The sequence below is a fragment of the Mycobacterium sp. NGS17 genome, assembly GCF_059813205.1.
The window spans coordinates 25,492-51,035 of record NZ_JCALED010000015.1 but is presented as its reverse complement, the minus strand read 5'-3'; the positions used below and the strand labels follow the sequence as shown (position 1 = coordinate 51,035).

Annotated in this window: 26 protein-coding genes; 5 read left to right on the top strand and 21 right to left on the bottom strand. The window is 67.2% G+C overall.

Going from position 1 to position 25,544, the window contains the following annotated elements; genetic code table 11:
* Positions 1-20 precede the first annotated feature (20 nt).
* The 9 genes from AC5Y7E_RS23615 to dxr form a co-directional block, all read right to left on the bottom strand.
* A complete protein-coding gene (locus AC5Y7E_RS23615) occupies positions 21-572 on the bottom strand; it encodes an alpha/beta hydrolase (RefSeq protein WP_499919812.1) in 552 nt (183 codons plus the stop codon).
* Between the two features lie 129 nt (positions 573-701).
* Positions 702-2,207 (bottom strand): cobyric acid synthase, encoded by a 1,506-nt coding sequence (locus AC5Y7E_RS23610; RefSeq protein ID WP_499919811.1) that lies wholly within the window; start codon positions 2,205-2,207, stop codon positions 702-704.
* A gap of 11 nt (positions 2,208-2,218) precedes the next feature.
* Positions 2,219-3,076 (bottom strand): type I methionyl aminopeptidase, encoded by an 858-nt coding sequence (gene map / locus AC5Y7E_RS23605; RefSeq protein WP_499919183.1) that lies wholly within the window; start codon positions 3,074-3,076, stop codon positions 2,219-2,221.
* A gap of 149 nt (positions 3,077-3,225) precedes the next feature.
* Entirely contained in the window at positions 3,226-3,810 is a 585-nt protein-coding gene (locus tag AC5Y7E_RS23600; protein WP_499919180.1) for a DUF1707 SHOCT-like domain-containing protein, read from the bottom strand.
* 92 nt (positions 3,811-3,902) lie between these two features.
* On the bottom strand, positions 3,903-5,717 hold the full coding sequence (locus AC5Y7E_RS23595; protein ID WP_499919179.1) for a penicillin-binding transpeptidase domain-containing protein: 1,815 nt from the start codon (positions 5,715-5,717) through the stop codon (positions 3,903-3,905).
* 163 nt (positions 5,718-5,880) lie between these two features.
* A complete protein-coding gene (locus AC5Y7E_RS23590; protein ID WP_499950908.1) occupies positions 5,881-6,735 on the bottom strand; it encodes a GNAT family N-acetyltransferase in 855 nt (284 codons plus the stop codon).
* Positions 6,736-6,784: 49 nt separating this feature from the next.
* On the bottom strand, positions 6,785-7,951 hold the full coding sequence (gene ispG / locus AC5Y7E_RS23585; RefSeq protein ID WP_499919177.1) for a flavodoxin-dependent (E)-4-hydroxy-3-methylbut-2-enyl-diphosphate synthase: 1,167 nt from the start codon (positions 7,949-7,951) through the stop codon (positions 6,785-6,787).
* Between the two features lie 75 nt (positions 7,952-8,026).
* Complete coding sequence (locus AC5Y7E_RS23580; RefSeq protein WP_499919176.1) at positions 8,027-9,250, bottom strand: M50 family metallopeptidase; 1,224 nt, start codon at positions 9,248-9,250, stop codon at positions 8,027-8,029.
* Positions 9,251-9,269: 19 nt separating this feature from the next.
* Positions 9,270-10,493 carry a 1-deoxy-D-xylulose-5-phosphate reductoisomerase gene (gene dxr / locus AC5Y7E_RS23575; RefSeq protein ID WP_499919175.1) on the bottom strand — a complete coding sequence of 408 codons (1,224 nt, stop codon included), beginning with the start codon at positions 10,491-10,493 and terminating at the stop codon, positions 9,270-9,272.
* A 121-nt stretch (positions 10,494-10,614) separates the two neighbouring features.
* Between dxr and AC5Y7E_RS23570 the strand changes: the two genes are divergently transcribed.
* Positions 10,615-10,869 (top strand): DUF2631 domain-containing protein, encoded by a 255-nt coding sequence (locus AC5Y7E_RS23570; protein WP_499919174.1) that lies wholly within the window; start codon positions 10,615-10,617, stop codon positions 10,867-10,869.
* A 22-nt stretch (positions 10,870-10,891) separates the two neighbouring features.
* Here AC5Y7E_RS23570 and rlmN read toward each other — a convergent pair whose 3' ends face one another.
* The 4 genes from rlmN to pyrH form a co-directional block, all read right to left on the bottom strand.
* Positions 10,892-11,986 carry a dual-specificity RNA methyltransferase RlmN gene (gene rlmN / locus AC5Y7E_RS23565; protein ID WP_499919810.1) on the bottom strand — a complete coding sequence of 365 codons (1,095 nt, stop codon included), beginning with the start codon at positions 11,984-11,986 and terminating at the stop codon, positions 10,892-10,894.
* A gap of 33 nt (positions 11,987-12,019) precedes the next feature.
* The gene (locus tag AC5Y7E_RS23560; RefSeq protein WP_499919173.1) at positions 12,020-12,946 is read right to left on the bottom strand and encodes a phosphatidate cytidylyltransferase; all 927 of its coding nucleotides are present in this window, start codon (positions 12,944-12,946) and stop codon (positions 12,020-12,022) included.
* A 32-nt stretch (positions 12,947-12,978) separates the two neighbouring features.
* A complete protein-coding gene (gene frr, locus AC5Y7E_RS23555; RefSeq protein WP_067130836.1) occupies positions 12,979-13,536 on the bottom strand; it encodes a ribosome recycling factor in 558 nt (185 codons plus the stop codon).
* Positions 13,537-13,601: 65 nt separating this feature from the next.
* A complete protein-coding gene (gene pyrH / locus AC5Y7E_RS23550; protein WP_499919172.1) occupies positions 13,602-14,435 on the bottom strand; it encodes a UMP kinase in 834 nt (277 codons plus the stop codon).
* 343 nt (positions 14,436-14,778) lie between these two features.
* On the opposite strand from pyrH, the gene mbp1 reads away from it, so the two are divergent.
* Positions 14,779-15,018: a microaggregate-binding protein 1 gene (mbp1, locus tag AC5Y7E_RS23545; RefSeq protein ID WP_499919171.1), complete on the top strand. Its 240-nt coding sequence runs from the start codon at positions 14,779-14,781 to the stop codon at positions 15,016-15,018.
* 201 nt (positions 15,019-15,219) lie between these two features.
* A complete protein-coding gene (locus AC5Y7E_RS23540) occupies positions 15,220-15,975 on the top strand; it encodes a winged helix-turn-helix domain-containing protein (protein WP_499919170.1) in 756 nt (251 codons plus the stop codon).
* A gap of 11 nt (positions 15,976-15,986) precedes the next feature.
* Here AC5Y7E_RS23540 and AC5Y7E_RS23535 read toward each other — a convergent pair whose 3' ends face one another.
* Both AC5Y7E_RS23535 and AC5Y7E_RS23530 read right to left on the bottom strand, forming a co-directional pair.
* A complete protein-coding gene (locus tag AC5Y7E_RS23535; RefSeq protein WP_499919169.1) occupies positions 15,987-16,925 on the bottom strand; it encodes a lysophospholipid acyltransferase family protein in 939 nt (312 codons plus the stop codon).
* 95 nt (positions 16,926-17,020) lie between these two features.
* Positions 17,021-17,578 (bottom strand): MPT63 family protein, encoded by a 558-nt coding sequence (locus AC5Y7E_RS23530; protein ID WP_499919167.1) that lies wholly within the window; start codon positions 17,576-17,578, stop codon positions 17,021-17,023.
* A gap of 355 nt (positions 17,579-17,933) precedes the next feature.
* Between AC5Y7E_RS23530 and AC5Y7E_RS23525 the strand changes: the two genes are divergently transcribed.
* A complete protein-coding gene (locus tag AC5Y7E_RS23525; RefSeq protein WP_499919165.1) occupies positions 17,934-18,773 on the top strand; it encodes an SDR family oxidoreductase in 840 nt (279 codons plus the stop codon).
* 111 nt (positions 18,774-18,884) lie between these two features.
* Complete coding sequence (locus AC5Y7E_RS23520; RefSeq protein WP_499919162.1) at positions 18,885-19,217, top strand: hypothetical protein; 333 nt, start codon at positions 18,885-18,887, stop codon at positions 19,215-19,217.
* Here AC5Y7E_RS23520 and AC5Y7E_RS23515 read toward each other — a convergent pair.
* From AC5Y7E_RS23515 to AC5Y7E_RS23490, 6 genes are all read right to left on the bottom strand, one after another.
* Positions 19,183-19,536: a hypothetical protein gene (locus tag AC5Y7E_RS23515; protein WP_499919158.1), complete on the bottom strand. Its 354-nt coding sequence runs from the start codon at positions 19,534-19,536 to the stop codon at positions 19,183-19,185. The two genes, AC5Y7E_RS23520 and AC5Y7E_RS23515, sit on opposite strands and share 35 nt — an antisense overlap.
* Before the next feature lies 1 nt (position 19,537).
* A complete protein-coding gene (locus tag AC5Y7E_RS23510) occupies positions 19,538-21,028 on the bottom strand; it encodes a molybdopterin-dependent oxidoreductase (protein ID WP_499919156.1) in 1,491 nt (496 codons plus the stop codon).
* Between the two features lie 11 nt (positions 21,029-21,039).
* Entirely contained in the window at positions 21,040-21,540 is a 501-nt protein-coding gene (locus tag AC5Y7E_RS23505) for an oxidoreductase (protein WP_499919153.1), read from the bottom strand.
* A gap of 115 nt (positions 21,541-21,655) precedes the next feature.
* Entirely contained in the window at positions 21,656-23,491 is a 1,836-nt protein-coding gene (locus AC5Y7E_RS23500) for an Hsp70 family protein (protein ID WP_499919151.1), read from the bottom strand.
* Positions 23,492-23,821: 330 nt separating this feature from the next.
* The gene (locus tag AC5Y7E_RS23495) at positions 23,822-24,994 is read right to left on the bottom strand and encodes a phosphatidylserine decarboxylase (protein ID WP_499919148.1); all 1,173 of its coding nucleotides are present in this window, start codon (positions 24,992-24,994) and stop codon (positions 23,822-23,824) included.
* Between the two features lie 90 nt (positions 24,995-25,084).
* The gene (locus AC5Y7E_RS23490; RefSeq protein WP_499919143.1) at positions 25,085-25,498 is read right to left on the bottom strand and encodes a ChaB family protein; all 414 of its coding nucleotides are present in this window, start codon (positions 25,496-25,498) and stop codon (positions 25,085-25,087) included.
* Between the last annotated feature and the right edge of the window lie 46 nt (positions 25,499-25,544).

Here is a 25,544-nt window from a genome sequence, read left to right as displayed (position 1 = left end):
GACCGTCAGTCAACCAGGCACTACCAGGTGCTGGCGCGCAAAATGATCTCCGCGGCCAGTTGCGCCGTCGACTCCTGCACGCTGCGCCGCCCCAGGTGCACCACCCGGTAGTCGGCGTAGACGTAGCGCTGGCTGGCCTGTGCCACCGCCCGCGCGGCCGGCGAGCTGACCAACACGGTGGTGCCGATCTCGACGGGCGGGCAGTGTCCGTCGGTGATGGCGCCTTCGTAGTCGGCGGCCTTTGGGTGGCCGCGGTCGACTACCACCAGTCCGACGAAACGGCCGAGCCGGGTTGCGGTCAGTTCCCACGCGAGTTCGGCGCCGGCGCGGTCGCCCATCACCACGGCCCACCCGATGCTCAGCGCGTCGAGGACGCCGATCACCGACTTGGGCGTCAGCCGCGAATCGAACCCGATCACGACCGTCCGAAGCGACGCGGTGTGCAGGCGCTCGCAGACGGCGTCATACGCCGCCGGGATGCGGTTCTCATCCCCCAATATGACGACGACGACGCCGGTCTCCGGGCCGGCCACAACCACCGGGACGGGGAACCCGTCCAGCGTGGTCATCATCGAGGACACCCCAGCACGCTACAGCCAAGCGGCGTGCGAGCGCGACGATTCTGGGCAATTTATACAGAGACTTAACGTTTTTACCGCGTCGTCAACGGCGACGTTCGAGCCGCCAAGACAGCGAATCACTCACGGCCGCAAGCGACTTGCGAGATGTGGCCGGCGTGGCGGCGGACCGTCAAGCAACCTGAGAATACCGTCGATGTCGAGATGGCAGGCCAGCAGATCGGCGGCGAGGTCGAGTTGCGCATCGCGGCGCGCGGCGACGTCGACGTGGCCGACCACGAAGCCGCTGCGGCCGGCCGCCTCGGCGACCCGGCCGAGCCAACCGCGCCGGAACTCGTCGTTGTCGAGCAAGCCGTGCCAATGGGTCCCGAACACCGCGCCACGCACCACGCCCTGCGGGTGCGGATCCGCGCCGGCATCGAACCAGCTCTGTTCGCCGCAGCGGGCGACCCGGCCGTGATGGATCTCGTAGCCGCTCAGCGGCTGCCGCCAGCGCCGCAGCGTCTTGTCGGGATGAAAGGTGATGTCGACGTCCAGCAGCCCCAGCCCCGGCACGCCCGCGGTTCCGGATTCCACCGGATCGTCTAGGCGACTGCACAGCATCTGAAATCCACCACAGATGCCCAGCACCGGCTTCCCGGTAGCAGCGTGCGCGGTGATCGCGTCGCCAAGGCCGCGATCGCGCAGCCAGGTCAGGTCTAAGACAGTGGCCTTGCTGCCCGGGACGACGATCAGGTCGGTGTCGGTGAGGTCGGCGGGGTCGACTACCCAGCGAACCAGCACACCCGGCTCGCAGGCCAGCGCCTCGACGTCGGTGGAGTTGGAAATGCGGGGCAGCCGAACGGCGGCCACCCGCAGCCACTGGTCACCGCGCGGGGGCGCGGGCGTGCCGATGACGCGGTGCGCGACCACCGACAACGAATCTTCGGCGTCCAACCACAGCTCGTCGGCGTACGGCAGCACCCCGTAGGTCGGGCGCCCCGTCAGGTCGTGCAGCTGACGCAACCCGGGTTCGAGCAGCGCGGGGTCACCGCGAAATTTGTTGACGATGAAGCCGGCGATCAGCGCCTGGTCGTCGGGTTCGAGCACCGCGACCGTCCCGAACAGATGCGCCAGCAGGCCTCCCCGATCGATGTCCCCCACCAGGATCACCGGCAGATTCGCGGCCCGGGCCAGCCCCATGTTGGCCAGATCGGTGGCGCGCAAATTGATCTCGGCCGGCGAACCTGCCCCCTCACAGATCACCGCATCGAATTCCTCGCGCAGGCAGGCTAATTCGTCGAGCACGATGGAGGCCAGCCGATCACGATGCTGCACATAGCTTTTCGCGCTGACCGAGCCGGCGACCTGACCGTTGATCACCAGCTGCGAGGTGCGGTCACCGCCCGGCTTGAGCAGGATCGGGTTGAATCGCACGCTGGGTTCCAGACCCGCCGCGCGTGCCTGGATCGCCTGGGCCCGGCCGATCTCACCGCCTTCGACGGTCACCACCGAGTTGTTGGACATGTTCTGCGCCTTGAACGGGGCGACGCGTACCCCGCGGCGGGCCAACAACCGGCACAGGCCCGCCACCACCACCGATTTCCCGGCGTCGGAGCTGGTGCCCGCGACCAGCAACGCTCCGGTCATCGGAGCAAACGTCATGGCAAGGTGAGGATTTCGACGCCGGTGTCGGTGACCAGCAGGGTGTGCTCGAATTGCGCAGTCCACTTGCGGTCCTTGGTGACCACCGTCCAGCCGTCGTCCCAGATCTCGTAGTCCAGCCCGCCGAGGTTGATCATCGGTTCGATGGTGAACGTCATCCCCGGTTGGATGACGGTGGACACCGACGGCTGGTCGTAGTGCAGGACCACCAGGCCGTTGTGAAACGTGGTACCGATGCCGTGGCCGGTGAAGTCACGAACAACGTTGTAGCCGAATCTATTTGCATACGACTCGATGACGCGGCCGACGACCGAGAGCGCACGACCGGGCTTGACCGCGTTGATGGCGCGCATCGTCGCCTCCCGGGTTCGCTCCACCAGCAGCCGGTGTTCTTGCGCGACATCGCCGGCCAGGAAGGTCGCGTTGGTGTCGCCGTGCACCCCGTCGATGTACGCCGTGACATCGATGTTGACGATGTCGCCGTCGGCGATCACTGTCGAATCCGGGATTCCGTGGCAGATGACCTCGTTGAGCGACGTGCAGCACGACTTCGGGTAGCCCTTGTAACCCAGCGTCGAAGGGTAGGCGCCGTGGTCGACCATGTACTCGTGGGCGATCCGGTCCAGTTCGTCGGTGGTCACCCCGGGTGCGACGGCTTTGCCCGCCTCCACCAGCGCGCCGGCCGCGATCCGGCCGGCGACGCGCATCTTCTCGATCACCTCGGGGGTCTGCACCCATGGCTCGCTGCCCTCTTGGGCCGTCGGCTTCCAGGCGTACTCGGGGCGCGGGATGCGGCTGGGCACCGGAAGAGTCGGGGACAACTCTCCGGGAGCGAGCGCGGTGCGAGCGGGCATGGCGCCAGCTTAATGGCAGGCCGCGCGACCCGGCCGAGCGTCGAGGCGCGGCCCCTGGCCGCGAAGTGCCGCGCAGCGTTCAGTGTGTCGTCACGGCGGGAATTCGCACGTTTTCTCGCCGCCAACGCACACTCGACGAAGGCGGGCGCTCAGAGCCGCTGGCGGCGCAGCAGCGAGCGGCGCGGCCCCCTGATGTTCACCGAGCCGCACACCACCCGCCCGGTCAGCACCACGTGCGGCCGGCCCTCACCAGGCGGGTCTTTGCGCCGGTCGCTGGCGCTGCCCACATACACCTCGACGTCGTCGATCGACGCGCTCGCCCCGTCGGGCAATCGAATCTCCACCGAGCCGAATCTCATGTCGAGTTCGACGACCACCACCGGGCCCGCGAATCGGGCCTTGGTGAGGTCGAGTTCCACTGAGCCCAGGCGGCGGACCAGCGCCAGGCGGGTCGGCACCGTCCACTCGCCGTGGCGCTTCAGCGAACCCGCCCAGCCGCGCAGTTCCACCCGGTCGGCCGCGGAGGTGACGATGGCGCCCGGCCCCGGCAGGTCGCCGACCAACCCGTCCAGCTCGCCGCGCGTGCGCGCGTAGGACACCTGCGACGAACGCTGCTCGAACTCGTCGATGTCGATCAGCCCGAGCGCGACCGCGTTGTGCAGTCGTCGCATCGTGCCATTGCGGTCGGCGTCGGAGACGCGCAACGCCACCATGTCGCCGCCGGTATCCGTCATGTTCGCAATTTACCGCTGCAGCGGCCCGGGGTCGCTAGGCAGATGGCGCCGCCCCGCTGCGCCCGGCGCACGCGCCGCGCTTGCGACCGGCGCTAGGCGAGGAAGTTCGGCGGCAGCGCTTCGAACATGAACTTGGTCATCCGGACCGCCCACTCCGAGCTGCCGCCCCCCACGATCAGCGAGGCGAAGGCCAGGTCGCCGCGGTATCCGGCGAACCAGGAGTGCGATCCGCCCGGGAATTCGGCCTCACCGGTCTTTCCGTAGATCTCGCCGCACCCGGCGATCTCCTTGGCGGTGCCGTTGGTCACCACCAGACGCATCATCGGCCGCAGCGCGTCGATCATCTTCGGGCTGATCGGCGTGGTGTCACCCTGCACGGCCGTCTGGCGGCCCACGATCAGTTGGGGCACGGGCGTCTTGCCGGCGGCGACCGTGGCCGCTACCAGGGCCATGCCGAACGGGCTGGCCAGCACTTTGCCCTGGCCGAAACCGTCCTCCGTGCGCTCGGCCAGGTCCACCGTCGGTGGCACCGAACCCGTCACGGTGGTGACGCCGTCCACCGTGTAGTCGAGGCCCATCCCGTACTGGGCCGCCGTTTGGGTCAGACCGCGAGGCGGCATCCGGCTGCTCAACTCCGCGAACGTGGTGTTACACGAGCTGGCGAACGCGCGTGACAGCGACACCACGCCGAGATCGAAGCCGCCGTAGTTGGGCACCGTGCGGTGACCGATGTCGAGGTGGCCAGGGCAGCCGAGCATCGAGTTGGGCGTGGCCATGTCGCGGTCGACGGCCGCGCCGGCGGTGATCATCTTGAACGTCGACCCCGGCGGGAACAGGCCGTTGGTGGCGGGCAACCCGTCCGCATCGGCGCCGCCGTTCTGCGCGATCGCGAGGATCTCTCCGGTCGACGGCTTGATCACGACGATCATCGCCTTGCCGCCCTTGTTGTCGACCGCGCGCTGGGCGGCGTTCTGCACCACCCGGTCCAGGGTGATCGACACCGAGGGCGCCGGTGACCCTTCGACCTCGTGCAGCACTTCGACCTCGACGCCGTTCTGGTTGACGCTCACCACCCGCCAGCCCGCCTCACCGTCGAGCTGGTCCACCACGGCCTTCTTCACCGCGGAGATGACCGCCGGCGCGAAATGCGGGTCGGTGGGCAGCATTTCGGGCTGGGGGGTGATCACGACGCCGGGCAGGTGCCCGAACAGGGGCGACACCTTGTCGTTGTCGTCCGGATGCAGGGTCACCCCCAGATCAACCGGGTGAGGCGTCGAGCTGGCTTGCTCGGCGAGCAGCTGCGGGTCGTTGAGGGCCCCGTTGAAGGGGTGCAGCACATCGACGATCGCGTGTGCCGTGCCGGACAGGGCCGGACCGGCCTGGGTGGCGTCCAGCGTGTAGTGGTACAGGTAACCCGGGACCAGCACGTCGCTGCCGCCGACCTCGTTCACCGAGGCGCGGTGCGGCCGATCGGCGCGCAGCGCGAAAGTCTGGTGCTCGCCCAGCTTGGGGTGCAGCGCGGTGGTGGTCCACCGCACCGCCCAGTGCCCCTCGTCGCGGGCCATCTTCAGCTGGCCGTCGTAGGTCCAAATCCGGTTCTTGGGCAGGTGCCAGGTGAAGCGATAGCCGACGGTGCCGCTGTCCTCGGCGTACTTGGCGTTGAGGACCTGGGCGTCGAGGTGGGATGCCTGCAGGCCGGACCAGGCCGCGTTGAGCGCCTCGCGGGCCTCGTTGGGGCTGTCGCTGAGCTGCGCGGCGGTCGCGGTGTCGCCGATGGCCAGGGCGCGGAAGAATTTCTCCGCCGCCGGGCCCGGGCCGTCGGGCCGGGGCGTGCATCCGGACAGGACGATGACCGCGACCAGCAGCAATCCTGAGGCAGATGAGGCCATTGTTGTTCTAGTTGCCATCGGTGCAAATGTTAAGAACTGTGGCCTGAACGGTGGCGCCGACACACCGAGACCGATCCGTGATGTCTGGATCGAGGGCGTCCTCGTCCGCCGGGCGTCACGCCAGCGTGCCATTCCTCACCGGGCGTCACGCCAGCGTGGCGGACCGCTGCAGAAGGCGCTGCTAGTCGAGCAGCACCGTGGCGAAGGTGCCGATCTCGGTGAAGCCCACGCGGGCGTACGCGGCGCGCGCCACGGTGTTGAAGTCGTTGACGTACAGGCTGGCGGTTCGCCCGGTGCCGACGATCACCGCGGCGACCGTCGCGGTGCCGGCGGTGCCCAGGCCGGCCCCACGCCACTCCGGGTGCACCCATACGCCCTGGATCTGGCCCACGCCCGGAGACTGCGAGCCGACCTCGGCCTTGAAGACGACCTGGCCGTGCTCGAACCGCGCCCAGGCGCGACCGGCCGTGATCAGGCTGGCGACGCGTCGCCGGTAGCCGCGTCCGCCGTCGCCGACCCGCGGGTCGACACCCACCTCGCCGATGAACATGTCGACGGCGGCCACCAGGTAGGCGTCCAGCTCTTCGGGCCGGACCTGTCGCACCCCGGGGTCGAGCTCGCAGCAGGGGTGGTTGGACAACGCCAGCAGCGGCTGGTGGCCGCGCACGTCACGCGCCGGGCCCCAGGCCGCCTCAAGCCGCTCCCACATCGGCATCACCAGCTCGGCCCGGCCGACGAGCGACGAACAGCGCCGCGTCCCACGCATGGCCTCGTCGGCGAACGCGCTCAGATCGGCCGGCGCCCCGCGCAGCGGGATCAGGTTGGCGCCGGCGAAGCACAGCGACTCGTCGGCACCGCGCAACGTCCACAGTTCGCCGCCGATGGAATTGGGATCGATGCCGTGGTCGGCCACCCGCGCCGCGACCATGCACGACGCGACGGGGTCGGCGTCGAGCACCCGCCAGACGGCGGCCGCGTCGCGCACCACGGACACCCGTCGCTCACCGACAAGGCGGAACAGGGGCGGAGCCGACATATGGCGAACTCTCTGTGGTGCGAACTCTTCGACCGGGCGCTGGCGATAATCAGCTTACGGTGACAACAGGTGAACCGCTCGATGTTGCATCCGGTCCGCCGTCGGTGCCCATTTCCGCGGCGATTCGCATCGCCTCTTCGATCAAAGTCTCGACGATCTGGGCTTCGGGCACCGTCTTGATCACTTCGCCACGAACGAAGATCTGGCCCTTGCCATTTCCCGACGCGACGCCCAGGTCGGCCTCGCGGGCCTCCCCCGGGCCGTTGACGACGCAGCCCATCACGGCCACGCGCAGCGGCACGTCGAGGCCGTCCAGCCCGGCGGTCACCTCGTTGGCCAGCGTGTAGACGTCGACCTGCGCGCGCCCGCACGAGGGACACGACACGATTTCCAGACCGCGCGGCCGCAGGTTCAGCGATTCGAGTATCTGGATGCCGACCTTGACTTCCTCGACCGGCGGCGCCGACAGCGACACCCGGATGGTGTCGCCGATGCCGCGCGACAGCAGTGCGCCGAAGGCGACCGCGGACTTGATGGTGCCCTGGAACGCGGGGCCGGCCTCGGTGACCCCGAGGTGCAGCGGGTAGTCACATTGCTCGGCCAGCTGCTCGTAGGCGGCGACCATCACCACCGGGTCGTTGTGCTTGACGCTGATCTTGATGTCGCCGAAGCCGTGCTCCTCGAACAGCGAGGCCTCCCACAGCGCCGACTCGACCAGCGCCTCGGGGGTGGCCTTGCCGTACTTCTCCATGAACCGCTTGTCCAGCGAGCCCGCGTTGACGCCGATGCGGATCGGGATGCCTGCCGCACCGGCGGCCTTGGCGACCTCGCCCACGCGGCCGTCGAATTCCTTGATGTTGCCGGGGTTTACCCGCACCGCGGCGCACCCCGCGTCGATGGCGGCGAAGATGTACTTGGGCTGGAAGTGGATGTCGGCGATAACCGGGATCTGGCTGTGGCGGGCGATCTCGGCCAGCGCGTCGGCATCCTCCTGACGCGGGCAGGCCACCCGGACGATGTCGCAGCCGGCCGCGGTCAACTCGGCGATCTGCTGCAGCGTCGTGTTGACGTCGTGCGTCTTGGTGGTGCACATCGACTGCACGGAAATCGGATGATCGCTGCCGACCCCGACGTCACGGACCATCAATTGGCGCGTGGTACGCCGGGGAGCGAGCGTGGGCGCCGGTGTCTGCGGCATGCCCAGGCCAATGGTCATTTGCGCCACTCCTCCTCATCGCTACACTCTGCATCGTCGCCGGCGCGGGTCACGGTGTTGATTCCTTCGGTCTCGTTACTGGAAGAGCCTGATCGGGTTGACCAGATCGGCGGTCACGGTCAGCAGCATGTAGCCGACCACGAACACCAGCACGACGTACGTCGCGGGCATGAGCTTGAGGTAGTTCACCGGCGCGGCCGCGACCATGCCACGGGCCGACCGGATCAGGTTGCGGATCTTCTCGAACACCGCGATGGCGATGTGGCCGCCATCGAAGGGCAGCAACGGCACCAGGTTGATCGCGCCCAGGATCAGGTTCAGCTGGGCCAGGAAGAACCAGAACGCCACCCACAACCCGTGGTCGACGGTGTCGCCGCCGACGATGCTGGCCCCGACGACGCTCATCGGCGTCTCCGGGTCGCGCTGCCCGCCGCCTATGGCGTGCACCAGCGCACCGACCTTCGTCGGGATCGCGACGAGCGCCTTGCCCACCTCGCGAGTGAGGTCACCGGTGAAGGCGAGGGTGGCGGGGATCGCCGTCAATGGCCCGTAGTGCGTGGGCGCGACCTTGACCGCGCCGACGCCGATGGCGCCGACCGTCGAGGGTTGCTGCCGACCGCCCTTGGCGTCGGACCCGGTGCTCAGGTAGCGCTGGGTGGTTGTGACGTCGACGTAGGCGGTGATGGTCGTGCCGTTGCGCTCGGCGACGATCGGGACGTTGCCGTGCAGCTTGCGGATCGCGGCGGCCATGTCCTCGAAGGTCGAAACCGGGGTGTTGCCCACCTTGACGATGACGTCGCCTGGGCGGATACCGGCGAGCGCCGCCGGACCGGGCCCGGTGCAGTCCGCGACCTTGCCCGGCGCCACTTCCGGTGCCACGCAAGCGGTTTCGCCGACCACCGCCCGAGTCGGCGGATGCAGGTTCGGCAGGCCCCAGATCAGCGCGATGCCGTAGAGCAACACCAGGGCGATGACGAAGTTCGCGGCCGGACCGGCGAACAGCACCGCCACCCGCTTCCACACCTTCTGCTTGAACATGGCGCGGTCGGTCTCGTCGGGCGCCAGCTCCTCCACCGAGGTCATTCCGGCGATGTCGCAGAAGCCGCCCAGCGGAACCGCCTTGAGGCCGTACTCGGTCTCCCCGCGCCGGGTCGACCACAGGGTGGGGCCGAAGCCGACGAAGTAGCGCCGCACCTTCATGCCGGTCGCGCGCGCAACCCACATGTGCCCGCACTCGTGCAGGGCCACCGAGATCAGGATGGCCAGTGCGAACAGCACAATGCCGATAACGAACATCATCTGGTCTGCTGGACCTTTCTCACACCACTCCGGAGGCTTTTGCTGACACCTTGGCGGGCTGGACTTGTGCGACGGAACGCCGCGCCCGGTCACGTGCCCAGCGCTGCGCGTCGAGTACCTCATCCACGTTAGCGGGTACTTCCCCAAATTTGGGTGCCCACTGGTCGGCGGCGTGCAGCACGTCGGCGATGGTTTTGACGATCGCGGGGAACCCGACCCGGCCAGCGAGGAAGGCCTCCGCCGCCTCTTCGTTGGCCGCGTTGTAGACGGCGGTCATGCAGCCACCGGTCTGCCCGGCGTATCGGGCCAGTTCAACGGCGGGGAACACCTCGTCGTCCAGGGGCTCGAAATCCCAGCTAGAGGCCGTGCTGAAGTCGCAGCTCGCGGCCGCAGCGGGGACCCGCTGCGGCCAGCCCAGGGCCAGCGAAATCGGCAGCTTCATATCCGGGGGGCTGGCCTGGGCCAGCGTCGAGCCGTCGACGAAGGTGACCATCGAATGAACGATCGACTGGGGGTGCACGACCACCTCGATGCGGTCATACGCAATGCCGAACAGCAGGTGGGTCTCGATGAGCTCGAGCCCCTTGTTGACCAGCGAGGCCGAGTTCAGCGTGTTCATCGGGCCCATCGACCACGTCGGATGGGCGCCCGCCTGTTCCGGGGTGACGTCCTCGAGCTGTGCGGCCGTCCAGCCGCGGAACGGGCCGCCGGAGGCGGTCAGCACCAGCTTGGCGACTTCGTCGGCGGTCCCGCCGCGCAGGCATTGCGCCAGCGCGGAATGTTCGGAGTCGACCGGCACGATCTGCCCCGGCTTGGCGGCCTGGAGCACCAGCGGACCGCCGGCGATCAGCGATTCCTTGTTGGCCAGCGCCAGCCGGGCGCCCGACTCCAGCGCCGCCAGCGTCGGCCGCAGGCCCAACGCCCCCACCAGCGCATTGAGCACGACGTCGGCCTCGGTCTCCTGGACCAGCCGGGTGGCCGCTTCGGGCCCGGCGAAGGGGATGTCGCCGGCCCGCTGCGCCGCCGCTTCGTCGGCGACCGCGATGTTGGTCACACCCGTCTCGGCGCGCTGGCGCAACAGCATGTCCAGGTTGGCGCCCCCCGCCGCAAGGCCGACCACCTCGAAGCGGTCCGGGTTGGCGGCGATGACGTCCAGCGCCTGGGTGCCGATGGAGCCGGTGCTGCCCAGCACCAGCACGCGGAGCCGCTCCCGCGTTTGCCCGTCGGTCATCGGGTTGGTCACCCACTCATTGTGCCGCCCGGCACCGACCGGGGCCATCTGCCGGGCCACGCCCCCTAGCCCGCCCGGGGGTGTGCCAGAATTCTCCAAGGACAAGCCAATCCGATCCGAAGGGGATTTCGCCGTGGCCAGTACCGAGGTGGAGCACGTCAGCGGCGTCGATGCCGTCGAGGTCCCGTCGGCAGCGTGGGGTTGGAGCCGGATCAACCACCGGAGCTGGCACATCGCGGGACTGGTCGGCTTCGGCTTCCTGCTGGCGATGCTGCGCGGCAACCACGTCGGCCACATCGAGAACTGGTTCCTGATCGGTTTTGCGACGCTGATCCTGGTGGCTCTGATCCGCGACCTGTGGGGCCGTCGCCGCGGCTGGATCAGGTAGCCGTCACCGGTCGCCTCGCGGTTCATCCGCGTTCGGCGGCCAGCTGTCCGCAGGCGGCGCTGATTTCGCGTCCGCGAGTGTCGCGCACCGTGCACGAGACGCCCTTGCCGCGGACCCGCCGCACGAACTCCCGCTCCACGGCTTTCGGGCTGGCGTCCCACTCGCTTCCCGGGGTCGGGTTGAGCGGAATCAGGTTCACGTGCACCAGCGGCCCGAGCGCGCGATGCAGCCGCTGCCCCAATAGATCTGCGCGCCAAGGCTGGTCGTTGACGTCGCGGATCAACGCGTACTCCACCGAGACCCGGCGTCCGGTGACATCGGCGTAATAGCGTGCGGCGTCGAGGGCTTCGGTGATCTTCCACCGATTGTTGACCGGCACCAGCGTGTCGCGCAGTTCGTCGTCGGGCGCGTGCAGCGACAGCGCGAGCGTGACGCCGAGGCGTTCGTCGGCGAGTTTGCGGATGGCAGGCGCCAGGCCCACCGTCGACACGGTGACCGAACGGGCCGAGATACCGAATCCCTGTGGCGGCGGGGCGACGATGCGCCGCACCGCGGCGACCACGCGGGCGTAGTTGGCCAGCGGCTCCCCCATGCCCATGAACACCACGTTGGACAGCCGGTCGCCGAAGTCGTCGCGCAGGGCCGCGGCGCCGGCGCGGACCTGTTCGAGGATCTCGGCCGTCGACAGGTTGCGGGTCAACCCGCCCTGACCCGTCGCGCAGAACGGGCACGCCATGCCGCAGCCGGCCTGCGACGAGATGCACACCGTGTTGCGTTGCGGATAGCGCATCAGCACCGACTCGACGGTGACCCCATCGAGGGCCCGCCACAGCGTCTTCCGCGTCTGGCCGGCGTCGCAGGTCACGTCGGAGGCCGCGGTCAGCAGAATGGGGAACATCGTCTCGGCGATGGCGTCGCGCAATCCCGCCGGCAGATCGGTCATCTGCCGCGGATCGGCGATCAGGCGGCCGTAGTACTGATGCGCCAGCTGCTTGGCGCGAAACGCCGGCAGGCCCAGCTCCGCGACGGCGGACGCGCGGCCGTCCTCGTCGAGATCGGCCAGGTGCCGCGGCGGCCTGCCGGGGCGGGGCTCGGAGAAAACCAACTGTTGAACCATGACCTGTCCAGTATCGGTCACGTTCGGACCGGCCTAGCGAACGAGTGTCAGCACCGTCCAGGCCGCGACCGCCGATGGCAGCACCCCATCGAGCCGATCCATCAGGCCGCCGTGGCCGGGCAGCAGCCGGCCCATGTCTTTGATGCCGAGATCGCGCTTGACCTGCGATTCCACCAGATCGCCGAGCGTGCAGGTCAGCACCAGGACAACGCCCAACAACGCGCCGATCCACGGCGGCTTGCCGGCCAGGAAGGTCGCCGTCAGCGTCGCCGCGGTGATTCCGAACACCAGGGAACCGGCGAATCCCTCCCAGGACTTCTTGGGGCTGATCGCCGGGACCATCGGATGCTTGCCCAACAGCGACCCCACGGCATATCCGCCGGTGTCGGAGGCGACGACGGTGATCATCAGGCAGAACACCCGCCCCGCCCCGTCGTGCGGGTAGACCAGCAGCACGCCGAAGGACGCGAACAGCGGCACCCACGCGGCCAGGAACACGGTGGCCGAGGCGTCCCGGAGGTAGTTGGACGAAGAGCCGTCGGCCGGCTCCGTCCGTGTGCGGCTGTCCCGCATGAACAGCCGCCACACGTTACACACCACGACGGTGACGCCGAAGCCGGCCAGTGCGCCCGCGGCGTGGAAGGGCCAGGTCAGCCAGACGGTGAGCTGGCCCCCCGCCAGCAGCGGGATCACGGGTATGACGTAGCCGGCTTCGCGCAACCGCCGGACCACCTCATGGGTGGCCACGACGATGGCCAGGGCGACGATGGGGACCCAGAACCGCGGCGCGAACACCAGTGTCACCACCAGGACGCCGCCGATAGCCGTGCCCACCGCGATGGCGGCGCGCAAGTCGCGTCCGGCCCGGGATGCCTTTCCGGCCGGCTGTGCGACGGTGTCCTTGCCGGCGCGCGCTGGATCGTCGGGCGGGTCGGTTGCGCCGGGTTCTGGAGTGGCCACTGGTGTGGATGAACTTAGCTGCTGAGCGGTCGCTAGACCTCCAGCAGTTCGCCTTCTTTGTGCTTGACCAGCTCTTCGATCTGGGTGACGTACTGGTGGGTGGTCTTGTCCAAGTCCTTTTCGGCCCGGCCGACCTCGTCCTCGCCGGCCTCGCCGTCCTTGCGAATCCGGTGCAGCTCCTCCATCGCCTTGCGGCGGATGTTGCGCACCGAGACCTTGGCGTCCTCCCCCTTGCCCTTGGCCTGCTTGACCAGCTCCCGGCGGCGCTCCTCGGTGAGTTGCGGGACCGCCACCCGGATCAGGGTGCCGTCGTTGGTGGGGTTGACGCCGAGGTCGGAATTGCGAATCGCCGTCTCGATCGCGCCCACCTGACTGGCTTCGTAGGGCTTGATGACGACGAGGCGCGCCTCGGGCACGTTGATACTGGCCAGTTGCGTGATGGGCGTGGCCGCGCCGTAATAGTCGATCACGATCCGCGAGAACATGCCCGGGTTGGCACGCCCGGTCCGGATGGTCGACAGGTCGTCGCGGGCAACGGCTACGGCCTTTTCCATTTTCTCTTCCGCATCGAAGAGAGCCTCGTCAATCATGTGCGTCGCTCCTCTTCATTGCTGCGCTGCACGTCCTCCCACGGCACGTCATCGCGTCGTCGGTTTCAGGTGGTGACCAGAGTCCCGATCTTCTCACCAGCGACCGCCCGGGCGATATTGCCATTGGTCAGCAGGTTGAACACCAGGATCGGCATGCCATTGTCCATGCACAGGCTGAACGCGGTTGCATCGGCCACTCGTAGCCCGCGGTCGATGACCTCACGATGACTGATCGCGGCGATCAATTCGGCATCGGGATGCTGCCGCGGATCCGCGTCGAACACGCCATCGACGGCCTTGGCCATCAGGACCACTTCGGCGCCGATCTCCAAGGCACGCTGCGCGGCGGTGGTGTCCGTGGAGAAGTACGGCAGTCCCATACCGGCTCCGAAGATCACCACGCGCCCCTTCTCGAGGTGGCGCACGGCGCGCAGGGGCAGATAGGGCTCCGCGACCTGACCCATGGTGATGGCGGTCTGGACCCGGGTGACGATGCCTTCCTTCTCCAGGAAGTCCTGCAGCGCCAGGCTGTTCATCACGGTGCCCAACATGCCCATGTAGTCCGAACGGGTGCGTTCCATGCCGCGCTGCTGAAGCTGGGCACCCCGGAAGAAGTTGCCGCCGCCGATTACGACGGCGACCTGGACGCCGCCGCGAACCACCTCGGCGATCTGTCGCGCCACCCGCGCCACGACATCGGGGTCCAGGCCGACCTGGCCGCCACCGAACATCTCACCGCCGAGCTTGAGCAACACCCGCGAATACCTCGCCCTGCCGAGCGGCTGGCCAGAACCCGATCCGTTTTCCGGTGCAGATGTCGATACGCCGTTGCCGCCGGTTGCCGGCTCCGGCCTCGGAGCCGCCGAGCCGGCGACTTGGGGCTCCCTGGACTCCGTCATCAGACTCCTCGCATGAGAGTGCCATCCCGGGCGACCTCAATCCGGAACGGCATTTCACATCCTGCCTCATCGCAGCACAATGCGGCCTCGACGGGGTGCATTATGCGCACAGTTGGAGCGCCGGACCAATTTTCGAGTCTGGCGGTACCGAAATACCTCACGCCGATGTGCTTTCTGCCGACGCGCGTTTGAGCCACGGATGGCATGGGAATCCGCATCAACGCGGCAGAGATGCGGTCTTAAGCAATGAGGACCGGCCTCGCCGTATGACCGGGTCGATCGCTCGCGATCGCCGTTGAGCAATGGATCGCTCAGAGTACGCCAACGAGGAGGAAGCACTTCCATGGCTGAAGAAAACAAGTCCGGACCTGCCGAAGCTGTGAAAGGCGTCGTCGAAGACGTCAAAGGCAAGGCCAAGGAGGCCGTAGGCGCGGTGGCCGGTCGTGATGACCTCACCCGCGAGGGCCAGGCGCAGCAAGACAAGGCCGAGGCGCAGCGCGACGCGGCGAAGAAGGAAGCCGAAGCGGAGGCCGCGCGCGGCGGCGCCAAGGCGGCCGAGGAGCGCCAGAAAGACGCCCAGTAGCACGTCGTAGACGATGGGCCCGGTCCGTGAAAACGGGCCGGGCCCGTCGTTGTCCGCAGGCGCATCGGCCAGTACTGACCTCAAGTCGCATAGCTTTTGCATAGTTTCGGACGAGCTGGGTACCCACGGCTAGCGCTGTACGACATCTCCGCAGAGGTGCCTACGGACCGGGGGGGAACCGGGACGTCACGAGGTTAGGAGATGCGGTTGGACGTGGTGGTGCTCACCGACGAGGACGACTTCGAATCTGCCCTCCCGTTGTCGACGTTCGCGCAACCGATGCGGCGCGCCAGCCTGACGGCGGACACCGACGGGCAGTGCGCCATGGCCGACATCGCCATCGTCGATGCGCGCACGAACATGGCGATGGCCCAGGATGTCAGCTCTCGGCTGACGACCGACAACCCCGGCACCGCGGTAGTGGCGCTCGTAGCACCGGCCGACGGTGCCACCGTCGAAGTCGACTCCCACTTCGATGACGTGATGCTGCCCGGCACCGGCGCCGAAGAGTTACAGGCCCGGTTGCGCCTTGCGATCAGCCGCCGGCGCAGCGCGGTCGAGGGCAGCCTGAAGTTCGGCGACCTCCTTCTGCATCCGGCCAGTTCCACCGCGTCGCTGGACGGCAGCGACCTCGGTTTGACGCTCACCGAGTTCAAACTGCTGAACTTCCTCGTGCAGCACGCCGGTCAGGCATTCACGCGAACCCGGCTGATGCGAGAGGCATGGGGCTACGACAGCACCGGCAAGGCGCGGACCGTCGACGTGCACATCCGGCGGCTGCGCGCCAAGCTCGGTACGCGCCACCGATTCATGGTCGACACCGTCCGCGGAGTCGGCTACCGAGCCGCAACGCCGCCGCAACCGGAATGGGTCGCCGGCTCGAGGCTCACACCGATCTGGACCTCGACGACAACTCCCGCGCGTGGTCCGATGAATCCGGAACCAGCAGAGCCCTGAGCAGCAGTCGATCAGCCAAAGAGCGGAAACGCACGCTTGCGCGCCAGCGCATCCATTCCGTCCTGGATCGCGTCTTGCACCTCGTGGTATTTGCGTTCGACGTATTGGTCGTCGTCCGCTCGCGCGGGATCGTTGTCGAGTTCCACGGCGGGCATGAACCGGGTTCTGATCTTGGCCGGCAGGGGCAGCTGCGGCAGTGCCGCCGGTGCGATCCCCCAGGGCAACGAGACGGCCAACGGAAATACCTTGAGCCGCAAGATACGGTCCAGGCGCAGGGTTTTCGACAACCGGTCACCGCGGATCAGCACAGGCATCGCGTCGGCGCCGCCGACGGTCGCGATCGGCACGATCGGTACGCCGGCCCGAATCGCCATCTTGACGAAGCCGGTCCGTCCCGCCAGGTTGGCCTGATCGCGCTCGGTCCACGGGCGCAATGAGTCCACTTCCCCGCCGGGCCACAGCGCCACGTCACGGCCTTCCGCCAATGCGGTGGCGATCGCGTCGGGCGCGGCCGGCAGCACCCCCATCGCTCGGAAGTACCGCCCGAACAAGGGGATTGCCATCAGCGCATCGTGGGCGGTGCCGTGCAGGGGCCGCTCCTGCCCGAACCGCCGCCACCATTGCAGGCCAACGGTCCAGGCGTCCCAGACGAATGGGGCCCCGGAGTGAATCCCCACCAGAAGCGCCGGCGGCTTCTCCGGAATGTTCTCCCACCCGTCGATTTCCATCCGAAACCAGTAGTCCACCAGCACATTCCACAGATATTTCTGTCGCTGCAGGGTGGTCTCGTCCTGGCCGGAAAGGTCCCATCGCGCCGCACGCTCGGCCACCCAGCCGCTCAGCCCGCCTGCTTGGTTGTCACGCCGTTCTTCCATCGCCGCGCGGGCGTCCTCGGCCTGCCGCCTCGCTTGGGCGCGTACCGGCGCCGGCCTGTGATCCGGGTTACTCATGCCGTACCGGGTACCCGATTCGGGCGCGCACGATTCCCCCGGACGCAAATCTCCCCGCGCCACTCGGCGTGGCGCGGGGAGCATTTGCAACCCGTTTAGGCGGTGTGCGGCGCCGGTGCGGGCGGGGCACCAGGTGCCGGTGCCGGGCTGTTCGGCGCGGCAGGCTCCGAGCCACCCTGCATGTTCGACGTCCACATCAGGATGTCCTGCATCCCGTCGTTGTAGACGACACCGTTCGGCGGCGCGCCGGTCACGTCGAAGTACAGCGTGCCGGTCGACTCGTTGCCCTGGGAGATCGGCGCCGGGTTGAGCCCATTAGGGGCACCGACCTTGTCGATCACCCGGTAGTTCTGGCCGTTGGGACCGCGGGCGATGAAATCGTTGACCATGGGAGTTACCAGCCCGCCGTCAGACCTGGCGGTGACGTCGGCCTGGTACAGCGTGCCTTTCGGCGTGTAGCCGGGGATGGTGACATTGCTGGGCTGCAGGTTGCTCACCGTGTAGTTGGTGATCAGCGGCCCGTCGACGAGCTGCTCGCTGGTGCCGAACCCCTGAATGTTGGGCGCGGCAGAAGCGGGCGTCGCGAAAAGGGTCGCCACCGCTATCCCCCCGGCAGCGGCAGCTGTCGCGACGGCAGTCTTGGTGACCTTCATTGTTCATTCCTTTCGTATCGAACAATTGCCCCCCTGAAGGGCATAGAGGTATAGCCAGCAAAATAGCCAACCCGCCGCCGTCTTAAACATCGGCAGTGATATCACGTGGTCAGCGGCGGAAATTCGATTGCATTCTTGAGCAGTATCTTTCGCATCAGGTGATAACAAATGCATCATTACTCACAGCCGCGCGTGACGATTAGGCCGAGTGCCGAAGGGTAATCGGTGCGCTAGGGCCGATCCGGCCTCGAAGCGGTCGAGGGCCTATTCAAGGCGGCCGCGAAGGGAGCAGTCACGTGCAACGCGGAGCGCGATTGAGGATCACAAATCACGTTGAATCGGTAAAGGAAATCGCATGGGTTTTGTAGCGCAACAACAATCCGTTCCCGGTGTGCAGGCGCAAATGGACCCGATTCCCGATTGTGGTGAAAACAGTTACCAGGGATCGGCAAAACTGCTGGGCAAAAGGGCGATCATCACCGGCGGCGACAGCGGCATCGGACGCGCGGTCGCGATCGCGTTCGCGCGCGAAGGCGCCGACGTGCTGATCGCCTACCTCAACGAGGACGACGACGCGCGCGACGTCGCCCGTTACGTCACCAGCGCCGGGCGCAAATGCGTGCTGGTGCCCGGCGATCTCTCCGACCCCGCGCACTGCCGCGCCGTCGTAGACCGGGCGGTGCAGGAACTGGGCGGCCTGGACATCCTCGTCAACAACTCCGCGTATCAGATGATGCGCAAGAGTCTCGACGAGATCAGCGACGAGGAGTGGGAGTACACCTTCCGGCTCAACATCGGCGCGTATTTCTATCTCGTCAAGGCGGCCGTGCCGCACATGAGCCCCGGCTCGTCGATCATCGGCAGCTCGTCGGTCAATTCCGATACGCCCAATCCCACGTTGGCGCCCTACGCGGCGACGAAGGCCGCCATCGCCAATTTCTCGGCCAGCCTGGCCCAGCTATTGGGCGACAAGGGCATTCGGGTCAACAGTGTGGCTCCAGGACCGATATGGACGCCATTGATCCCGTCGACCATGCCGCCGGACAGCGTGGAGTCGTTCGGCGACAACGTGCCGCTGGGACGCGCCGGTCAGCCCGCTGAACTCGCCCCGATCTATGTGCTGCTGGCCTCCGATGACGCGAGTTACATCTCCGGTGCGCGGGTGGCGGTGACCGGCGGGCGACCGATTCTGTAGGCGGCGGGGCTCCGGGTCGCCTGGCAACGTGTAACGGTGCGCTCACCGGGGTACAGCCCGAACGCAGGATGGCATCGACGTGACCAGTGCGGCGCGGTAGAAGGAGTGCAGATGAGCACAACAACGCGGGAGCCCGAGCCGATCGGGACCGATGACGACTTCGAGCTACTCGCCGACCAGGTCGCGGCTCTCAAAGAACTCGCGCGACTCGACGACGTCCCCGAGGGCCAGATCTACGACTTCGGAATCCGTTGGGGGGCAGCACTTGCCGGGCGGTTCCGGCGGCTGGTGCACTACAGCTGTCTTGGCCTGCTCGACGAGGCCGCCGAACGCCGGTTCCAATCCCTATGTGACGAGCTGCGTTCGGTGTCGGATTTGATCGAGAGGTTCGGTCTCGCCCGGCCACGGTTCACCGATACCCCGAGCCACCCCAGGTTGCGCTAGCTTGTCTCGCCCTGGCCCGGCTCGCGATGTCCTCGACATTGGAGATCTCCCGGTAGTCGGACAAGAACTCGTTGGCCGCCAACACGATTCCGGTGCGCGGCGCGGGGCAGCCGCCATTGCGGCAGGTCAACGCCACCATGAAGGCGTCGTCATCCTCGTCGAGGAACAGGAACCCGAGATACAGCGCGTGCCCTACGGCGAAATCCTTGGCGCCGCATCCGGCGCAGTGACCGCCCTTGACCGCCACCAGCTCTAAGACCCGTTCGCGCTCAACGCTTTGCAGGTCGATCAGCTCGGGCCGCACGCTCGTATCGGTCATCTCAGATCTCCACGTCCTTGTCGTAGTGGACGTTGTCCTCACGCCAGCCGCCCAGACCGTGGCCGATGCCGGAGTAGTCGTCGATGAACTCGATCTGGTTGATCCACTTCGCCATCTTGAAGCCGACCTGGGTCTCGACCCGTAATCGCAGCGGCGCGCCGTGCTTGATGGGCAGCGGCTTTCCGTTCATCTCGTAGGCCAGCAACGTTTGCGGCTTGTAGGCGAGTTCGAGATCGATCACCTCGTAGAACTGGCCCTCTCCTTCCGCGCTCGGCTCGTCGCGGCCGGTGTCTTGCATGGTCAGAAAGCAGATGTATTTCGCCTGCGGCAGGGGACGCACGTGGTCGGCGAGCTGGGCCAGCGGCACGCCACTCCACTGGCCGATGCTGGTCCAGCCCTGCACGCAGTTGTGCATCACGCGTTGCGACTGTCGATCGGCGAGGGAACGCAACTCGTCGAGGTCCAGCGTCACGGGGTTCTCCACCAGGCCGCCCACCCGCACACGCCAATCGACGAAGTTGTGCACGGCCATCACCTTGTACTCGGCGCTCGTCGGCGGCTTGCCGTTCACCCGGTGTTCCTTGGACGTCATGCGCTCGGGGTAGTTCTGCTTGGAATTCAGCGGCCGCAGTAGGACTTTGCGGGCGCGGGTGACCACGGCGCCCAGCACGCGGCGAACCTGAACGGGTCGGCGCAGACTCCACACCGTCGCCGCGATGTGCACGGCAACGATGGCCGCGATGATCACCAGCGACAAGACGGTGGCCCAGCCGATGTTGCGGACGGAGCCGAAGATCATTGCGGCGGTGAGCTGGCCCCAACTCCAGAAGAAGATCATCGACAGGTGGATGACGATGAAGACCAGGAAAGCGACCAGGCCGAGGAAGTGCAGGCTTCGCGCCCATTGCCGACCGCCCCACATGCGCACGTACCACGGGAACGCGGCCTCGATCGCCGGAGACTGCGCGGCGCCGGTCAGGATCTGAAACGGTGCCAACAAGAAGATCACGCCGGCGTAGGTCAGCTTCTGGATGGCATCCAGGGGTTCTCCGGGCAGCAGAGGCGGCAGGTTGAAACTCATGTAGGTGACGATGTCGTTCCACGCCTCGGGGAAGATCGACCATGAGGCCGGCCAATAGCGGTGCCACTGGCCGGTGGCGAACAGCAGGATGTAGTACGACAGCCCGACGAGGATCCAGCCGATCACCGAAAAGAAATGCCAGTGCCGGCCCATGCCCAGTTTCTTGTGGCCGGGCAACGAAAACAGGGAGCTGTAGTCCTCCTCCTCGTCGAGGGTGTCGTAAAGCTTGTTGATCGGCATTTCCTTGACCGTGAAGCGCGCCCACTCGCTGCCCGGCTTGCTGTCGTCATGCCAGTACAGCTTCGGGTGGGTGGACAGGATCTCGACGCCGCTGCGGATCACCAAAGTCAAAAACAACACGTTGAGCCAGTGGTCGATACGCAGCCACGCCGGGTAGTCAAGGACTGTCATGTCTTCACCGTTCAGTCGCGCCAATTCTGCCGTTGCGGATACGCCACGTTGATGCCGGACAAGACGGTGGTGTGCACGGCGATGAAGCCTGCGGCGAGCGCCATGGCAAGCGTCCCGGGCGCCAGGTCCCAGCGGCCGGTCAACGCCACCAGCCCGGGCAGGCCGGCGAACCGGCTGACCACATAGATCACCAGAAAGGCCGCGCTGATCAGACTGCCGGCAAACCAGCCCGCCTGCGGCACAAGAGGTTTGAGGGGAAACGCCATCGCCCCGGCGGCGGCGAGGCAGGCGGCGATCAGCACGACGACGTATACCAGGAAATACAGCGGTAGACCCGGCCGGCTGGCCAACAGATAGGCATGTATCGCCGCCAGGCCCACAAGCAGCGATGCGCCCAAGCCCGTCACCGTGCGTGGCAGATCAAAGGCGACGTAGCCGTTGAGCGTGAGGAGGGGCGAGGTGAAAACCTTGTGCCACGCTTTGAGCCACAGGCGTGCGAGCAGCCCGACCATTACCGCTGACTACCCGCCTGACCGGCCGACAAACTGATGTTCGGCAAGCTTTCAGCGTCTTCACAGTTTGCGTTTGGAAGCGGTGGGTCAGTAAGGGCCACAACGGTTCTGGGGTTCAGTGCTCTATGGCGGTCGTGGGCATCGTCGGGTACGCCGGCGCCACGCTCTGGCTCACGGTTGGATACGGGGCCACCGGATACGGAGTCGTCGGATAGGTGGTCGCCGGATACGGAGTCGGCAAAGAGGTGGTCGGGTACGGAGTTGTCGGATAGGAGGTGGTCGGGTGGGTGGAAGTCGGGTAGGTGGTGGTCGGGTAGGTGGTGGTCGGCGACGTCGTCGTCGCCGGTGGCTGCGTGGTTGTAACCGTCGACCGCGGCGGCTGCGATTCGGTCGACTCGGAAGTCGGTGAGACCGGGGCGGCGCTGGTAGTCACCGGCGGTGCTAGCCGCGACGATTCGACCGGCGGGGTTACGTTGCGCACGTTATCGGTCGGTCTGTTCCCGACGCCGCCCAGCCGCACGGCCAACCCGGCGGCCACGAGCAGCACCAGTGCGGCCGCGCCGGCGGTGCTGACCAGCACTGCCGAGCGTCGTAGCCACGGCCGTCGCCGCGGCCTGGCTGCGACCTGTGGAGCACCGCGGGAGACCTCAGCGCTCGGCGGGATCGCGCCGGCCTCCTCATGGTCTACAAGCTCGTCCTCGCGTGCAGGTATGGGCACCTCGCCGGAAGAGGCTTCCTGAGACCACGCCAGCGCGCGGTACGTCGCCGACTGGTCGCCGTCGGCGGCCGCTTGCCCCGCGGCGCTGTGGGCAGTCCCGGCCGCCCAGGCCGTCGGGCCCACCTCGGTGGCTGCGACGCCTTCCGTCCGGGCGGCTGGCGCCTGGCCTGCGACAGTTGCCGGGGCGCCGACGGCACGACATGGGCCCGGCGCACCGGCCGGAGAACGCAGTTGGGCCAGGACCGCTGCGCCGATAGCCGCACTCAACAGGGGTTGCGATGTCGTGACAACCGGCGCCTGCAAACGCTCCGACAATTGGTTGGTGATCAGCGGGATACAGGCACCACCACCGACCGTGGCGACCGCGGCGAGTCGCTGCGCCGGAATCTGATTGCGTTGCAACACATTTACGACGCAGTCGATGAAACGTTGCAGGGGTTCTTCGATGAGTTCCTCGAACTCGCCGCGGGTCAACCGGACGTCGGATCCGACACCGGGAAGATCAGCCGGGATGACGGCGACCGTCGCCGATGACAGCTGTTCCTTTGCGTTCCGGCATTGTTCGAGGCGACGACCCAGCGGAGCCAGCGGCGCGGTGTTGGCAGCGTCGGCACCCATGTTCGATGCGACGTGTCGCATGATTGCCTGGTCGAGCTGATTGCCGGAGAAGCCGCTGTAGCGCAACGTCGGAGCGATCTGACGGAAGTTGGCGGCGGCATCGGTGAGCGTGATGCTGCTGCCGCTCGCGCCGAAGTCGCACAGCACCACGCCACCGTCACTGGGAAATCCGGGTTGGGCGTACAGCGCGGCCAACGCGGCCGTGCCGTCGCAAATGAAAGCCGGTGGCGCCTCGGGCGCGAGGGCGGGGTACTCGCGCAGCGCCGCCCGCAGTGCGGCGACCTGACGCTCGTGCCAATGCCCGGGCACCGCGATGGCGACCGGGGCCCCACCGACGCTGCGCGCCATCCCGTCGAGCGCGGCGGCGGTGAGCGCCGCGGCGGGGTGACGCGTTCCGTCGGCGGCGGCTAACGGTTGGTCGTCTCCGACCCGCTCGACGAATCCGCCGAGAAGCAGGCCGGATTCGTCCAGGCGAGGATTCTCGCTCGGCGTGCCCACCTCCGGGGGCCGGTGGCCGTACATCGTCAAGACCGACGCGCGGGTCACCGGGGCGCTGCCGGTGCGCGCGGCCACCAGGTTGGCCGTGCCGATCGACAAGCCAAGCGGGCCGCTCATGTCTCCCCCGATCCTCTCCCGCCGGAATCCGTCGACAAACACCGCCACATCGGTGCAATGAACGACGCTGCGCGCGTCGAGTGATGGCAGCGCGGCCTGCGAGCCGGCGGATACACGGATTCCGAGTCATCGCGCTACGGCGCAGCCATCCCCCGACTCGGCGCTGCTCGTTTAACGCGATAGCCGCCTTCTTCCGGTGCGCACTCGCAGCGGCCAAAGGCATGGCGGATTAACCCTGCCGCAGGCTTCCCGATGCGAAAGCACTTTAAACGCGCCGCGAGCAAGACGGCCGTCGGTAGCGAAAACGAACCTGCTGTGTGCGCTACCGCGTCAGGTGGCTGGACCGCGGCAGCGCGCCACGGGCGAGCCGACGAGCCGAAATTCCTCGTTCTTGTCGAGTTGAGGATCGACGCCTTCCTGCAAGAGGATGATGATGTCCGAGCCGCCGAACTGGAAGTATCCGAACTCTTCTCCCTTGGCCATGTGGCGGCCGGGCACGGCGGTGAGCACCACCGACGACACGTGGGCCATGCCCACCGGAATGACCGCCACGATGCCGATATCGCCGCAATCCGATTGCGACGTATCGATGGTGACCACCCCGCGGGTCTGCGAGAACTCGTATCCGCTGCTGGCGCTGTCGCTGGCGGCGAACTCGTGTTCTTCCAGGCCCACCCGCATGAAGACTTTGCCCTCGATCCGGAAGGATTCCTTGACCATTCCGGCGACCGGCAGGTGGTAGCGGTGGTAGGCGTGCACCGGCAGCATGTAGTGGACGAAGGTGCCGCCCGCAAAGCTTTCGCTGTACTGGCTGCCTTCGATGAGTTGCTTGATGTTGCCGTACTTTTCGTTCTTGACGGTGGTGGCCGGGATGCTCGAGTCGGCATCGATGTCGTAGGCGTGCTGGTATTTGCAGTCGGCCGGTGAGGTGACCACCAGATTGGTGGTCGGTTCGGCGATCGGGCGCAGCCCGCCGTTGACTTCCCGCGCGATGAACTGGTTGGCGGTCAGCCATCCGCTGGGCGCATTCGGCACCCCATCGATCAACGACTCATGGATGCGGTACTCGGGCGCATTGTCGATGAACGACTGCAGGACTTCCGGACTGAACGATTGCGGTGAGTCCAGGAAATTACCCCACTGGCGGGCGAACTCGGTCATCCATTCCCGAAAGACACCGGAGCCCTGCGGCGACTCGTCCCCCTGGTCGACCAGGAAGTAGAAGTGCGCCATGCGATCACTGACCTCTTGCGCCTGCCGCTTTTCGTTCTTCCAGGCATCGGCATCCGACTCGTGTGGCACCCATCGGATGAAGCGGTTCAGATAGGCCTCGTACTCGCCGATGTCGCGCGGCCACTCGAGCGCGTTGTAGAGGTCCTGGTTCAGCTCGGCTTCGGCCCGTTGGCGGGCCTCCTGCAGAGACCGCTCAAGCCGATCGGCCAAACCCTGCTCTTTGTCCAAGACGCCGCGAAGTTCTTGGACGACGGGTTCCGGCTCGCTCATATCAGCACTCCTCGGTGTCAGTTGTGCGCGACCGCGCGCCAAAGTGCGTACCCGCGCTTTTCAACGGCAAACGGGCTCGCGGCACCGCGTTCAGCGGCCACGAACCCTGCGGTTGTACTTCATGATCGCGTCGACCAATTGCGACTTGTTCATCGTGGACCGGCCGGCGATATCGAGACGGCGGGCCAGCTCGAGCAGGTGCTTTTTGCTGGCGTTGGCATCGACGCCCTCGGCGGACTTACCCGTTGGCCGCAGGCCACCGCTCTCGGCCCGCTCGTCGGACGGGCCTTTCTCGTCCTTGGGTTCCCAGTGATCCCCGACCTTTTCGAAACTGTGCTTGACAGCGGCGTACGCCACCCGATGGGCGCGTTCGTCGCTGCCGTACTGTTCGGCCGCCGCGTCATGGGATTTCGCGAATGTGCGTTGGGCCTTGGCGCTGGAACGTTGCAGTGTGCTGGGCAATTCGCTCTTTTTGGCCGAGCCGCCCTTTGTCGTCTTCGGCATCGGACCTCCTCGGGTGCCGCAAGCGCTGCGGGTAACCGGTCGGTTA